Source organism: Candidatus Nitrosocosmicus oleophilus, from assembly GCF_000802205.1.
Lineage (GTDB): Archaea > Thermoproteota > Nitrososphaeria > Nitrososphaerales > Nitrososphaeraceae > Nitrosocosmicus > Nitrosocosmicus oleophilus.
In genome coordinates this window covers 175,965-191,531 of sequence record NZ_CP012850.1, presented here as the reverse complement: position 1 = coordinate 191,531, position 15,567 = coordinate 175,965, and the positions used below count along the sequence as shown (strand labels likewise).

The window sequence follows — 15,567 nt, the reverse complement described above, 5'->3', positions numbered from 1 at the left end:
GTAGAACCTACTAGCACTAGGACACTAATTCCCACGCGCCCAAACTACCTTTCATCAATATTCGGGAGATATCAATTTCAAAACTGATCTGCATGTACGTAGTTTAATGACTAATATAGTACTTTCTGGTAAACAGGGCTTTAGTAAGTCATTTCTGTCTACTGATGATCACGGTGTTATTTGGTTAATGGGTTGAAGTATTTTTGATGATGACTCATCATAAAAGGTAAAATAACTAGATTTTGTGGAATGAAATCCATTCTTGGATTAATACTTTAAATATTGGCCAATTATAATCACGCTATTGAAAAGGTATCATTCCTTGGCTAAATCATTTGTAGCATTCTTTATAGTATCGATCATTTTATCAGCAAGTAGTCTTTCTCAATCTTGGAACATTCATGTATCAGCCCAAAACCCAAAAGAGAACAACCTGCAATCATCATCTTTGAATCAATCTGAAATAAATGATCTTTCAAAGGCAATTTTGGATAAATACAAACCAAGAGTTTTGGAACATTTGTTTGGCAACAAAACAATTGCTAGTAATATTTCTTCTAATTCCTCTATACCTGCAGCAATTGTAGTAGGGGTTATCACTCCAAACGGTACTCAAGTATCTGCATATGGTAATATATCTAAATCTAATCCTACACCAGTTGATGGAAATACGATATTTGACGTAGGTTCCGTTACAAAAACATTCGTTGCTACTGTTTTGGCTGATTTAGTCAATCAGGGTGTAGTGAAATTAAGCGATCCCTTGGAAATGTATCTTCCTTCCAATGTCACTGTTCCTTCATATAATGGATCCAAGATCACATTAGGCGATCTAGCTACACACACTTCTGGATTACCATATTGGCCCTCAGGGTGGATATGGAATAAATACTATACAACTCAACAAGTATATGAATTTCTATCTAATTCAACATTTGAAGATGAGCCAGGAACAGTAGCCAAGTATTCTAATATCGGAATGGGAATGGTTGGACAGGCCATCTCATTGAAGATGGGTGTTCCACTAATTCAACTCATCGAAGACAGAATATTGAATGTGTTAGGAATGAATAGTACTGGGTTTGCAATGAATAAAACTGGCATATTGATACCTCAAGATATTAAATCAAGATTTGCAGCAGGTCATATGGTTGGAAATGAAAGCAAATTGGTGTTCTTACCTCAAGAAGTTCAAGCTGCAGGTGCGATGTACTCTACAGCTAATGATCTGTTAAAATATGTTTCAGCTAACCTAGGATTAATAGATACAAAGATCAATTCGGCTATGGAGGAAACTCATTCAATTAGATATCCATTCTATGAGCTACAAGTACCATTTCCAGATCCATCAGGAAATGAATCAACACCATATGCATACGAAGGACTGTCATGGTTTAGTACAACTAATTTAGGCACTCAGGTAGTATGGCATAATGGAGGTATAGATGGCTATAGCTCATTTGTTGGATTTAATCCAGATAAACAAATAGGTTTGGTAATATTGTGTAGTTGTTTCTTCACAGACGTGCCCCCCATTGAAATGCTAAAAATTGCTGTACCTTTCCTTCTTTACTATCCTGACCAATAAAGTTCATTTTTTATCTTTTTTCATGATTCTCATTGTGTAACTTTTAATAGTTTACTTAAAAATTGGTTTTACTTAGAATATTTACGTTAGAATTCTATTATCAATAGGAACTTAATCCCCACGCGCCCAGATAGTTACTAAATATCACACCAAATTATCAGATATCAAGCACTTATACGCTTAATCGGATCAAAGAATTTGTTGTGCTATTCAATGTTATAGGACTAGTTTGAGATCTCATGAGCTAATTCTAAAACTGCTAGAATATTAGGGTATTGCATCTAGTTAGCAATCCCAATATATTTTTTCTATTGTATCAAAGATATGAATAAAACAAATATTCACAACAAAAATAAAAAACTCATTGTAGCATCAATCGCAATAGTGGTCGCATTAGCTCTTTTCGCAAGTCCCATTGTAGCGATGGATAATGATGCCTTTGCAACCAAAAAGAAAAAAGGCAATCATGCTGAGCAATCAATATCTCAATCACAAGCCTCAGTTCAAAATGCCTTGTGTGCTTCTGGTGGAACTACATTTCTATCATGTAATAATGTAAACTTCCAAAACCAAAAGAACAGTGGAAACAATGCATTAGCACAAGACGATGATGACGACAGTGGCGGAAACTCTGCAGACCAAAGCATCAGTCAATCTCAATCCTCTAGCCAAAACAGCCAGGTAGTATCTGGTGGAGACACAGTAGGCTCTGGTAACAACATCAACGTTCAAAACCAAGAAAACTCTGGTAGCAACGCAGCAGCTCAAAGCTAAGTCCAAAACAACCTATCTTTTTTTTAAGTTTATAATTCTAATTTAATATAAGATTAATTCAAGTACAATTAATTATTTCTATTAAAATGATTACTTCTGTATCACTAGGATTTGGATCTGTATTATTTATAGTTAGGTATCGATTAGATTTTGTGAAACTTCATCGCAGAATCTCATATATATCATGTAGTAAAGAATCCGACATACTTTTATTGGTCGGATTCGATCTAGTTTAGCTTAGTGTGAGATAATATGAATTCTTATTATAATAATGATGTAGATGCCGGATACGTCAAATTCACAGATAATAAAATAGTAAAAACCGAACCTATAAGCAAAAATATCTATGTTGATTTGGATAAAAACGACAAGCCAGTAGGAGTAGAGGTATTAGGCATGAAAAATGATGACAAACATAATGTCGTGGGTAGACAGATAGAAAATAGTTTATCTAATTTAGAATCTGACAAATTCAAAGAATTTGCCATCGATGAATATATTATAGAATTAAAGAATAAGTTTGGAAAGTTTTAGTAAAACAGGATAGAAATAATTTACATATTGATTGTCCCTCCAGGTTACTACATGTTATTTTGATATCTGAAGAAAGAACGCCTTTAAAGCCTGTTTCTATACGTATATCTAACCAATAAATAAAAAGTTGGATGAACCAAAGAACTAATCTTATATATCATCAAACACGCACTGCTAATTTTGACACATAAGAAAAATATCGTGGTATTAGAACTCTACTATCGGAGGGCACTTAATCCCTACGGATGAGAACTGTTAATGTCAATTCATTTTAAGGCGTTGGATAATAAACCTGAGTTAAAATTCGAATTAATTCCAGTAATTTGTAATGATTATGAATTTGATCAAAAAAACTATTGATTAAACGGTTAGGTTAGTAGTCTATGGAACTAAAATAAAAAAAGAAAAAGATTATTTGTATTTTATTCTAATCCACAAATTATGAATTCAATTGAATTCTCTCTTTCAAGATGGTCGGACTCCTATAGTTCTTCTTCCTTATTTCACCATAAGATCTCCTATTCTTTTCATTTCCAAAATGATAGGTTTTGAGATGGAAATAGAAAATACTGACTCTGCTATAATATAGCAGCATAGAATAATGAAATATCAAAAAATAATTAATAGTGAATTCTCATTAAATGGATATAACTTGGAAGTACATCAGATTTGAATGAAATTATTACATTAGGCATTTTTTTATTGGTTTACTTCCTGCTGATTGCAAGGATAAGACTAAACAATCTTCCATTCTGGATAATAATGTCAATTGGATCTATTCTTGTTTTAGGATTTGGAATAATTCCTATAGAATCTGCTTTAGAATCAATTAATTTTCAAGTCATAATATTTCTTTTTGGAATGTTTAGTATTACTTCTGCTCTCGAAAGATCTGGTGTACTTAATTACGTAGTTGGAACAGTCTTACTTAGGATCAAAAAGGCGAATCATATTATCATAGTAATTGTATTTTTGTCAGGCTTTTTGGCAGCTTTCGTGGTAAACGATACCGCAGCCATTCTTTTAATCCCCTTTGCTATATCCATTTCAAACCAATTAAAAATTAAACCATCGATAGTGTTAATTTCTATCGCTATTGGGATAAATATTGGGAGTACGATGACACCCATTGGAAGTCCTCAAAACCTACTTATTGCTAGTCAGAGCGGTATGGCTTTACCTTTTATGACATTTCTTTCAATATTGGGACCTCCTACTATCATAAATCTATTTTTAAGTGGTTTAGTTTTGCATCTTTATTATAAGAAGACTTTGATTACAAAATCTCCTCATTTAGAAGAGCTATATGTAAAAAATGATAGTAAGGATTTAAGTAATGAAAATCAAGATAACTGTGAAGTTTCAAATAAGTTAAAACCAATCCAATTTTCATTTACCAATAGATTTGCTAAAATTTCTGTATTGGTTTTCTTATCTACTATTGGAGCCATGATATTATCAGAGGTAACACATCTTTTATTTGAGGTTCATGTTGATATTGGCATAATATCCCTTATTGGTGCAGCTATATTATACATATTATGTAAAGAAAGAATTTGTATACTGAAAGATGTAAATTATTCTGTCTTGATCTTTTTTGTTGGTATGTTCATTTTCACGTCCGCATTATGGACATCCGGACTAATTCCCAGTATAATGGATTATTTTCCCCCATTTAACCTAGATAATACTTATAATGAAACTTATAACATGCTTCGTAATAACGCAATTATTTCTGTAGTAAGCATAACTATGAGTCAAATACTTAGCAATGTACCTTTTGTCGTTATCTACAATCATTTCATGATTGAGCATGGCTTTGATAAAGATGATGTATCTGCTTGGCTAATGTTAGCGTCAGCAAGTACTATTGCTGGTAATCTTACCATATTTGGAGCTGCAAGTAATATCATCATAATGCAAACTGCCGAATCTAGAGGAATGAAGGTGTTCTCATTTGTAGAATTCTTCAAAATAGGGTCCATAATAACGGTACTAAATATTACTGTATATTATTTATTTTTGGCTTTTTATATTCTTTATGGGGTTTAGAAAATTGTATTATTTTATGATTCCCATGAAAACAAGAAATCTCCATAAAGAAATGATACTGTGATTGAAATATTCTCTCAGTGCTGGTTGAACTCTACTACCACAGCGAACCTGAACCCACAGCTAACCTGAACCCAACGGCTGTATACAATCGGAAATAAATTACTTAGTGATAGGTGAGGGTTGCATTGCTTCCATTTAGTCAAGTAGAGATTATAAATCCAATGTATTTTGTAATATCAACATATTAGGATTTAGAAAACCAAAAAAAGAAAATCAAAAGGTAACAATGTGTATAAATAAAATTAAGGAGCTTTATACAATTATAATATACTTTTGATCCCTTGTATACTTATTAGGTATATGCATGTTCTATTTCTTATGACTAATCCTTATTTGCAAGAATGTCTTTTTGAATCAATTGAATTAATTAGAAGAGACTGTATGATCATCCAAATGAAAATGGTGAAGAATCATGCATGAATAACAGTAATAATGATGAAATGAGAAAATTAAAACTACAGGTGGAAATTTCTGTAGATGGTTGTATAACAGGCCCCAACAATGAAATGGACTGGTTAATTTGTGATGATGAATGTATGAAATATATTGATGATATAGTAGAATCAGTTGATACCATTATCATGGGACGAAAAATGGCCGATGAATTTATTTCACATTGGTCTAGCAGGATGAACAAACCTGATGATCCTTGGAATACATTCGCTAAAAAAATGATCGAGATTCCAAAGATTGTTTTTACGAAAACATTAAACAAATCAGAATGGCCAAATACTGAAATTGCAAAAGGTGATCTCAAAGACGAAATCAACAAGTTAAAAAACCAAGATGGGGAGGACGTACTTGTTTATGGTGGTGCCTCATTCGATTCTTCCTTGATTAAAGAAAAGCTAATTGATGAATTTTATCTATTAGTTGTCCCTATTGTAATTGGAAACGGAAAGACTATCTTTAGGGACTTGAAAGAGATCCAAAAACTTACATTGATCGAATCAAAGGTGTTTGACTGCGGTCTGGTTTTGCTTCATTATGAGGTAAAGAAAAATTAAAAGTAACATATACAAATAAATGAATCCATCCTTCTGCCACCCGATTTACTTTCTATCATTTTTATATCGTTATTTTTCTTTTTTATTGCAGGTATATGCGAGATAGGAGGCGGTTACCTTGTATGGTTATGGTTAAGGGAAAGCTATAGTTGGATATTTGGAGTATTAGGTGGTTTTGTTTTGTTTTTATATGGAATAATTCCTACATTTCAAAAAACTCATTTCCATCGAACATATGCCGCATACAGGGGAATTTTCATAATAATGGCTTTGGCCTAGGGTTATCTCTTTGAAGAAGTGGCCCCAGATATTTATGATATAGTTGGAACTATTGTTATTGGCATAGGCGTCATCATTATTTTTTACTATCCACGTAAAGAGGGAGAAAAAATTAGAATTAATACTTCCGAATAATTATGACCTGATCTTTATCATTTCAATTTTTGGATTGTTTTTGGTTGCTGCAATTGCTGAAATAGGAGGGGGATATCTTGTATGGCAATGGCTAAGGGAGAGAAAAAAAATAAACATCGGACTTGTTGGAGGTATTATACTATTCGTATATGGAGTGATTCCAACTCTTCAGCCATCAAATTTTGGTAGGGTATATGCTGCTTACGGAAGAATATTTGTTGTTATGGCAATCATTTGGGGTTTAACAATAGACAAAAAAAGACCCGACAGATTTGAAATATTTGGAGGTTTTATAGTTCTTATAGGCGCCTTTATAATATTTTATGCTCCTAGACAATAACTAAATATTGTAAAATCTGTTTGCTTTGAATAAAAGCATATTCCAAGTACCTTGATTATCATGATGAGGACGACTTTCATCCGTGCTGTGATTCACATCTTTCTGAGTGAATTTTTGTATTTCCACCAAAACTTGCATGGTCAGATCGGATGGATTACAGGTGGATCGATTTTAGCCCCAACTTGCATTTCGCTATCCAATTGGTGGAGGTGAAGTGGGATATGTTCAAACAGCTCACTCTATCACCAATTCAGAAAAGGAATAGATACATTTTATTTTCCAAATCCATTAGTCGGGGGTTATTATTGAAACATCTCCATTGCCTAGGGCCCATCCGCCGAAGAAAGTCCTAGAGCCTCGTTGCTCCATAGAACGGGGAAGCAAACCAGATGCAAATTATTGTCTTGATGGACGTATAATAACACCTGATTCTTATACTTACTCTGTCACACACTACACCACAATACATTGGCACCATCACCAAAGCCAAAGCTAAAGTAAAAGATTTTACAAACCATTAGTACTTCTTCAGCACTGCTTGCGTTTAATTCGAGTAAGAGGCAGAGAAAGTAGGAGGTTTAATGGGTTTATGGTTTTGATGTCTTTATGATATTTATAGCAAATAATCTCATTACCACTCAAAGACAATAGCCCATAGTTCTTCAAAGTTTAGATAACGTGCTGGATGGTGATCACAACCCCCAATCGTCAAAAGACGCTCCTTCAGTTATGCTACAATATGCAATGAATTAATATAAAAGACCATTCACATTTGATGATTTATTTCTATTAGTAGGGCAATTTACTTTGCATCAAATAACTCCTTAGAGTCACCTAAAGACCAGATTTGCTTTTACACCTAGTCACAAAATCCCCATACTGGTCATTTTTATTCAAAAATGAGATATTTAATGTCTATTTGAGCTTTCCAATTAGCAGCAGATATTGTTTCAAAATCGTCTTACAATAGAATTTAATACTAGAGCCATATTCAAAAAATTGGCTTATAGTAAATCAGATAGAAAAGATGGTGTCTCTGGTGTGAGATGCACCGAATACTTGATGACCCGAATACCTGATAAATTAGATATGTCCATTATATATTCCACTTAAATTCTACAAATTTTTGTTTAGATTAATCCTTTGTTGGTGGAACCTATGCCTGAGACTTTGATTCAGGATTCAAGTAGCACCCTTACTTTAACCCTTTTTTGTATCTCTACTGGCGGTTTCATTAACACCTATCTTCGCATTCATTATCCCATTGCATTAGAACCCCACTACCACTGAGACCTTGACCTCTACCAGTCCACTTCATAATTGCATCTTTTTTTAACCCATTGTGAAGTATATTATATCAGAGATGCAACAACAATCTTATCGTTCAGGGAATTTTGGTCCCAAGTTCGATTCTCTGAATTTATGATTGTCAATGTCCTAATGGCTTCAGAAACTAAAAGATAATATCCCAAAGAAAGACTTTGTTAATATTATTCCCTGTTACATAGAAGTTGTTTATGACAGAAAATACAAGGTCATTTCCTGACTGGGAAACTCTATATAAGAACCAAGAGGTAAAATCCATGCCGTGGTATAATGAATCTCTTGATCCTGATTTAGAATTGGAATTGAGTAAAATGAAAATCAAAAAAGGCTCCTTCCTAGATCTTGGGACTGGACCCGGGACACAAGCAATAAAACTTTTTGAAAGAGGTTTTGATGTTACTGCATCTGATCTGTCACCTACATCAATCCGTAAAGCATCATTTCGTTATAATAGCAAAAAGAACAATAAAATCAAGTTTATAGTTGATGATATTATAAATTCTCATCTATGTAGTAACGAATTTGACTTTATTTTTGATAGGGGATGTTTTCACGTAATTTCACCAGAAAAAAGATTAAAATATACAGAGGAAGTACACCGAATTTTAAAAGATGGAGGGTTATTATTCTTAAAGTGCTTTAGCGAAAAAGAACCAATGAGAGATACTGGACCTTACAGATTTTCATATGATATGATAAAAAAAACATTTGAGAATAATGGATTCAAAGTACAAAGCATTAGGGAAACCGTTTATCAGGGCACATTAAATCCATTACCCAAAGCACTTTTTGTTGTAATTTCAAAGTAAAAATTCCGAATTAAAAAAATATGCCTCTAGTCTACACATATGTCAGATATTGCCACCTTTTTAAACAAATGAGGCGACATCACAGTGTCTTCTGGCAGTTCATACATGGCTTTTTGGAATTCAGGACTATTAAAGGCCCGCTTAAAATGTGCAGCAGACTCCCAAACTCCGTAGTTAAAGAACGTATGACTTCCAGCAATACCCTGATGTAATTGTGCTGATATAAATCCGGGTTGTTGTTTCATTATTTTAGTAGTGTTCTCAAATACTTTAAGAAATATTTCTATATCCTCGGGTCTTACAATGAATTTGTTTAATAGGATCACTGGGTTGGTATTGCCTTCCTCTAACTGTGTTTTAATATTTACATTTGGGTCCAAATCCATCATTTTAACCATTACAGATAGTATTGAAAATTACTACCTTATAAGAAGATGGCATGAGCATAAACTCCATCAGTTGATTATGCACTCCTCGCATTCAAACCAGAAATAAAAGAAAATAATAATTATATCAAATTTATGACTGATTGGGATATAATAAGAGTATATGTATGGTAACTAAAAATTCTTCGTTCTACTTGGGCCTGTCTGTAACCATATAAAACTATCTTGATCCAAATAATCCACTTTGGAACTCAAATTTATTAATTCAGCTGTACTTGAACCAATGGAAGATCGTATTTGTCTTAAAGAAAAATATGATGATAGGGAAAATTAGGCTTTCTCTCTCAATTTTTTAGCTGTCAGACTCTTTGCAAATGACTTTACGTCGTTACCATCCTTTTTTGCCTGTTCTGCTTCCTTATCTAAAGCTTTGGAGCGATCATTTAATTTTTTTGAAGCAGGGTGGTCTGCGAATGATTCAGCCACTATAGCTGTTGAGGCTATAATTACTGAGAGAATAGTTATTGCTATCAAGCTAATTTTGTATATGTTATGCATAAGATTACAATAACGTACTATTATTTAATATTTATGTTATTGGGTTTGATTACCATGTAATATCAAATTTATAAAATCGCTTATAAAGAATGTGATGAATTTCCAAAATGACTTGAATAGAGTATCTGAATAATAGACTCAAAAGTCAAAATGAACCTAAAGGTTGTAAGACTTTTCTCTAATAGGGAGCTGGAAGTTCTAGCTCATATCTCTTTCATAATTTTAATAACACTCCATTGTGTTCGAATGAGAGTTGCAAAAGTCAATTTAAATGGTTAGTGTGATTAGAAGTACAAATAATTATGTTGCATAACCTATTTCGTCATTTACAGAGATTAATACGTAAACTTAATTCATTTGATATTTATCAAATCCTGCTGCCCATAGGAGTTTAATCTCGACCGAGAGCGACTTGGTTTGTATTTTAATTTCCAACGTTTGTTCCTATCATATAATAATATCTGATTAGTTTAGTTGTTCTCACTTTGCCAATCATTAACTATTTGTTTTATTGCCCCGCTATCATACACAGTTTGCCTGTCGATATCATCCCTATATCCTATGTATCCCATATAATTATCCCCGTTTTTAGAAATTGTACAGATATGAGTAACAGGATATAGTATATCACATTCGCCATCTTTATTTGAATCGGTATCAACAATGATTAGATTTGATACATCCGTTTCATCAAAATTAGAGGGTACACCTATGGTAGATGCAGCTCCGTAAGCTCCAAGGGCATTATGACCTTCACTTAATTCATAAGGGCTTTTTACTAAACCACATATCCAACAGAATGGATTTATTTCACCTGCTAACGTGTTATCTTCGGGATTAAACAAATTAGAAAAATATCCTACTTCGGACTGAATGGCCACTCCGGAACAGGGAAGATAAGGCGTGTAAGAAATACAATCATTTGGGTTTGTTGAGATTTGGTCATTGTTAACTGCAGCACCCATCAGATGTACTGATGTTATTTCCCTCGAAACATTGTTATTATTTTGATCTTTGATGTTCTCATGAATCCATTGGAGAGCCGATAGAGTTACTCTTGATCCAAGTGAATGCGCAATAATCCTTATCTTATCTTCGGGACACTCTGTCTTATAATCAGAAATAAATTTTCCTAATATTGGACCATTTTCATTAGCTATTTTTTTTGCTATCATCCATCCATGATAAGATAATGTTACGTTATCAAGAGAGAAAGCCGTATTTGAATCCCAACTAAATCCTATCAGTGGAATACTATAACCCGAATTCTGTAATGATAGGGATACTCTGTCCGTTTGCTCTTCTGCTTGCGAATCATTGGCCCATATGCCGTGAACATAGATTGCTAGTTCTCCTGGACAATCGTTTCTATCTAAAATTGAAAGGACCGAAGGCAATTCTACTTTTTGAGTATCATTCCCATTGGATACATCAAATGATCCACGAGTAGATGCGATAAAAGGATATAATTGTGCATGTGCATTACCTGTAGGATAGGCATTTGTTAAAACGAAAACTGTAGATAAAACAAATACAGAAATAATTGAGAATAATACACGTCTCTCGTAATTTTGTGCATGCTTTCTTAGGTTGATGTGACTCCAGGTTCTTAGATTGTTATTGTCAGGATTTGATTTGTTTACCATTTTTATACATTATCAACTCTACTATGTAATATAGTCTATCTCAACTCTAACATGTAATATAATCTATAGCAATTGATTTAGACCAAGATGTCAAAATATCTCAATTCCTTACATCGTCGATATCAATTTAAGATTCATGGTAAAGAATCCTGGCTATCTATATCTAGACGGAGGGTACTAATAATTTCAAAAGTATTGAGAAATAATTTAGGTCCATCCTAATAGAGACATTAAAATCACACTTCTTTTAGTTCGAATGGATGCAGCCTAGAACAATGTCCTATATGTTTTCTTTCATATTTAGATTGATACCCACTCTAAACATAATTGTTAACGTCTAAGTCCAGTCTACAGGAATATTGATCCTCAACGAAAAACTGATTCTCAGATTCTTGTTGAACAATTTATTCTCTTGCAAAACGACTGAATAATGTAAATCGCCAAGATCATATTGTTGATAACTCTTCCTGGTTTGGGTCCTGTCTCCTTTCCTACATCTCAATGGTTTACCAGTTTAGGACCAATTCCACAACATATTCTAACAAATCTATATATGCATGGCTTTAGGTTCATTCTGGACCTTTACATTCCTGTGTTAACCCAGTTGATTATGCTACTTTAGATAAAAAAATTTAAAGTTCTTCTAGTAACCTTTCAAACTCCAGATCGGTTCCGTAAGTATAAAAGTCAAAGTTAATGTCAAGGTAATTGAAACTAGTTTACGATTTCATATGTGAGGTGTGTCACAGATATTATCTTATCCTCCAAATACCATTTTTCTCATTAGTAATATTTTTCTATGGTCCACTAATTTCGGAGATATATAAGAAGTTGATGATGGAAAAATACAGGATATTGAAAGAGTTATTGGAGACTTACGCAACTCCTTTTCTTGAGGTGATTGAAATATTACTGAATTTCCCTTATTCCCGCAAGGAAATGAACCACCAGTGGCGCTCCAAATAGTGTCAAGAATCTTTAGAATGGGACAGTTCAATATTCTAAACTTTAAAGTTGATTTACCGTTGTTTTCAATCTCAAAAAAAGCAATTTCATAAACTTTCATGATATCAAATAAATTGGTAGAGAGATTAACGTACTCTGATGTAAAGAATCGATCACTATCTAAGTTTATTCTAACTTTATCAAGACTCGCGTTATGCCATAACTTGAGATTTAGCTTAATATTGCACATGATACAGCTTTTGGTGATATCATTACACGTAAAGCAGAGAGTGTTCTCATCTAATACCTTCATATAAGGGTAATGATCGATACAGGTCTCAGGTTCCGTTTGTGAGTAGACAGAAATCTCGCTATTTTCAAACTGTCCCTCATTAACCATACTTTTGCATTGCAGCTTTACTTCATACGAATTTCTGTTTCGAAATCCACACAATTTTTCAAGAAACATTTCCAAAAGATATTTGCGCTCCTGTTCAGAATCTAGAATGATCATGTTAGAAATATCGTCTGGTCTTGTTGACTCGGTTTTTATTGGATTCTTCGTTTTGTTCTCTAAAAATACAGGTTCAATTTTTAGACCTATCTGAATTTTGCGTGTTCCAATTGGATTCTTCATCTTGCCTCTTTGAGGAAAATAAATAGCACAATTGCTACCAATATAACTATCTGAGTATTTTGTATCCATCCCGCTGTTATGCTTAATAGCACCTATCGTAATTCCATCCATAATCCTCCATTCATAGGTCGACTCTATGGGAATTTTGATCATATTTATGACATTATGCTTGCATCTTATAGGAAAAATAAGAAAACTCTCTGTGAAAAGTGCTAGTGGAAATCCTTCTTCTATATGAAATGACACAGTCCCATACTCTTTGTTTGTCAGATTGTCAGATACGAATATTTTTTTAAGTTGATGCTCCATCTTGATAGGCATTATTTCTAATCCAAACTCCTCGCTTGTAATTTTGTAAGAAATCTCGTTAGAAATCATTAGTGATGATGGTAGATACTATTTCATTTATTAAAATTGATCACCAAATATTATTATCAAATATGAAAAACATCTAGCTTCTAATCGAATTCGTAATAGTTTTGACCAGTTTAATGGTATCCCAGAAATGGCTCAGAAAATTTTGAAATATTTATGATGATATTTTTTCCAAGAGAAATTCTGCAGATTTCTTTAATGCCTTTATTTGATTATTGTATTTGGTAAAGCCGTGTCCTTCGTCTTCAAAAATCATATATTCTACGTCCATTCCCTTTTCTCTTATTCTTTCAACTATCTGATCAGATTCGCTTTTAACTACTCGGGGATCATTAGCTCCTTGTATCACCAACAGACTAGTCAGTGGATTGATATTATCTACAAAAGTAATAGGGGACCTCTCCCTAAGAAAAATTTCCTCTTTGACTGGATCTCCTACCAGCTCATTAGTGAGACTTTTCCAATGTTCAGGTACTGTGTTGACAAATGTTACAAGATTGCTTGGACCAACAATATCCACTGCTGCTCTGAATCCATATTGGGGTAGACGAGTTATACAACTTAATGCTGCAAATCCTCCATAACTAGCACCAAATAACCCTATCCTTTTAGGATCGATCCAATCCTGAGACATGAGCCATTTAATTGCATATTCTAGATCCTTTAGTTCATTGCCACCCCAGTCATGATATATTTTTTTTTCAAAACTTTTACCATACCCGGTACTTCCTCTAAAGTTGGGTGCAATCACTGTTAATCCATTGTTAGAAAGATATTGATATAACCCGGAATAATCATAGTATGGCCTTTCTTGAGCTGTAGGACCACCATGAATTGACAAAATAGCACCATATTTTACCTTATCCTTTTCATTTATTTTTTTGAAATTAGTATTATTGGGAACATATAAGAATGCAGAAACCTCTAATTCATCAAAACTTTTGTATCTTATTAATTGTGGCTTGACTAGTATATCATCAGATAAATTACCATATAAAGATGTAGTAACGCGCGTACAATTGTTATCCTCCTCATTCTTTTCGAGATCTATCAAATAAATATTGGTTGGAGACGTAGGCATATCCATCATGATGCCGATTCTTTTTCCGTTTGTAGATAATTTGAGATCTTCAATAACGCCGTTCAAAGGAATACTCTTGTTATTTTTCTTAATGGTTGGAGTAATTTCCATAATTTCTTGATTCACCATGTCTTTCTTGTACAATTTACTATAACCATCCACATTTTCTGTCCATAGGAGCAGTTTTCCATCTAAACTAATGTCTATTAATTCTATATCGTAAGGAGAGGTTAATATCCATTCCAGTTTTGAGGTATCAATATTGTAGAATGCAAGACCCATGAACTCTCTATTTAAATCGGATAAAAGGTAAAAGCCATTTTGATTAACGGACCAGGGTCCAACAATAAATTTGCTTTTTTGTTCATACTCTAAATTAATTTTTTCCATACTTCTATTTTCTACATCGAGAATCCATATAGCATAATCAGTTAAAGTTATTAATTGAGAACAGTTTAGTTTTTTATTATTGGGAGACCAGTAGCCAGGAATATACCAACCCTCATTATCCGTAATGCAAAAATCTTTTTCACGATTCATATTTCTTATATATATAAGCATGTCTGAGGGATTCTTTCGATTCGAACCATAAGTAATGTATTTTCCATCATGACTAAAACATTCTGAACCCCACTCATGTCTTATCGTTGGATCCGATGTTATGGGTTCATACCATGAATTGAAAATATCATCAATTTTATATATCTGGAAATTTTCATCCCCTTGATGATCCGCGAAAAAGATTAAACTGTTATCTATCGGAGAAGAAAAAAAATGTCTTAAAGAATGATCAATAAAATTAGTTAATGGATAAGGAGAGCATTGTCCCTCATAAGTCAAACTAGAGTTATATCTCCATAAGTTAAACTGCCCATTGATGTCTGAAATATACATTATCCAATCATTATCTTTCTTGAAGAAGTCAAAATCAGTGTATCTAATACTTGATGCAAATCTTTCAAATGGGAGCTGGTGGTTAGGTTTATGCTGCTTACTGCTAATGAATTCAGCCATCTTTCTATTTCAAATGTC

The 15,567-nt window shown here is 33.3% G+C and carries 12 protein-coding genes and 1 pseudogene; 8 read left to right on the top strand and 5 right to left on the bottom strand.

Annotated features, from left to right (window positions below):
• Positions 1-322 precede the first annotated feature (322 nt).
• From NMY3_RS00955 to NMY3_RS00920, 8 genes and pseudogenes are all read left to right on the top strand, one after another.
• The gene (locus NMY3_RS00955) at positions 323-1,588 is read left to right on the top strand and encodes a serine hydrolase domain-containing protein (protein WP_196817092.1); all 1,266 of its coding nucleotides are present in this window, start codon (positions 323-325) and stop codon (positions 1,586-1,588) included.
• Between the two features lie 324 nt (positions 1,589-1,912).
• Positions 1,913-2,362 (top strand): hypothetical protein, encoded by a 450-nt coding sequence (locus tag NMY3_RS00950; protein ID WP_196817091.1) that lies wholly within the window; start codon positions 1,913-1,915, stop codon positions 2,360-2,362.
• Positions 2,363-2,614: 252 nt separating this feature from the next.
• A complete protein-coding gene (locus tag NMY3_RS00945) occupies positions 2,615-2,896 on the top strand; it encodes a DUF2283 domain-containing protein (RefSeq protein ID WP_196817090.1) in 282 nt (93 codons plus the stop codon).
• A 669-nt stretch (positions 2,897-3,565) separates the two neighbouring features.
• A complete protein-coding gene (locus NMY3_RS00940) occupies positions 3,566-4,948 on the top strand; it encodes an SLC13 family permease (RefSeq protein ID WP_196817089.1) in 1,383 nt (460 codons plus the stop codon).
• Between the two features lie 479 nt (positions 4,949-5,427).
• Positions 5,428-6,018, top strand: a complete 591-nt coding sequence (locus NMY3_RS00935; protein ID WP_196817088.1) for a dihydrofolate reductase family protein — start codon at positions 5,428-5,430, stop codon at positions 6,016-6,018.
• Between the two features lie 57 nt (positions 6,019-6,075).
• Positions 6,076-6,432, top strand: a pseudogene (locus NMY3_RS17005) (YnfA family protein).
• Positions 6,433-6,442: 10 nt separating this feature from the next.
• Positions 6,443-6,772, top strand: coding sequence for a YnfA family protein (locus NMY3_RS00925; RefSeq protein WP_425319416.1), 330 nt, complete (start codon positions 6,443-6,445; stop codon positions 6,770-6,772).
• Between the two features lie 1,517 nt (positions 6,773-8,289).
• Entirely contained in the window at positions 8,290-8,907 is a 618-nt protein-coding gene (locus NMY3_RS00920; RefSeq protein ID WP_196817086.1) for a class I SAM-dependent methyltransferase, read from the top strand.
• Between the two features lie 26 nt (positions 8,908-8,933).
• Here the strand turns inward: NMY3_RS00920 and NMY3_RS00915 are convergent, their stop codons facing one another.
• The 5 genes from NMY3_RS00915 to NMY3_RS00895 form a co-directional block, all read right to left on the bottom strand.
• Positions 8,934-9,296: an antibiotic biosynthesis monooxygenase family protein gene (locus NMY3_RS00915; RefSeq protein WP_196817085.1), complete on the bottom strand. Its 363-nt coding sequence runs from the start codon at positions 9,294-9,296 to the stop codon at positions 8,934-8,936.
• 327 nt (positions 9,297-9,623) lie between these two features.
• A complete protein-coding gene (locus tag NMY3_RS00910) occupies positions 9,624-9,851 on the bottom strand; it encodes a hypothetical protein (RefSeq protein WP_196817084.1) in 228 nt (75 codons plus the stop codon).
• A 470-nt stretch (positions 9,852-10,321) separates the two neighbouring features.
• Positions 10,322-11,497: an alpha/beta hydrolase gene (locus NMY3_RS00905; RefSeq protein WP_196817083.1), complete on the bottom strand. Its 1,176-nt coding sequence runs from the start codon at positions 11,495-11,497 to the stop codon at positions 10,322-10,324.
• 757 nt (positions 11,498-12,254) lie between these two features.
• A complete protein-coding gene (locus tag NMY3_RS00900; RefSeq protein WP_196817082.1) occupies positions 12,255-13,457 on the bottom strand; it encodes a hypothetical protein in 1,203 nt (400 codons plus the stop codon).
• Between the two features lie 151 nt (positions 13,458-13,608).
• Positions 13,609-15,549, bottom strand: a complete 1,941-nt coding sequence (locus NMY3_RS00895; protein ID WP_196817081.1) for a S9 family peptidase — start codon at positions 15,547-15,549, stop codon at positions 13,609-13,611.
• Positions 15,550-15,567: the final 18 nt, after the last annotated feature.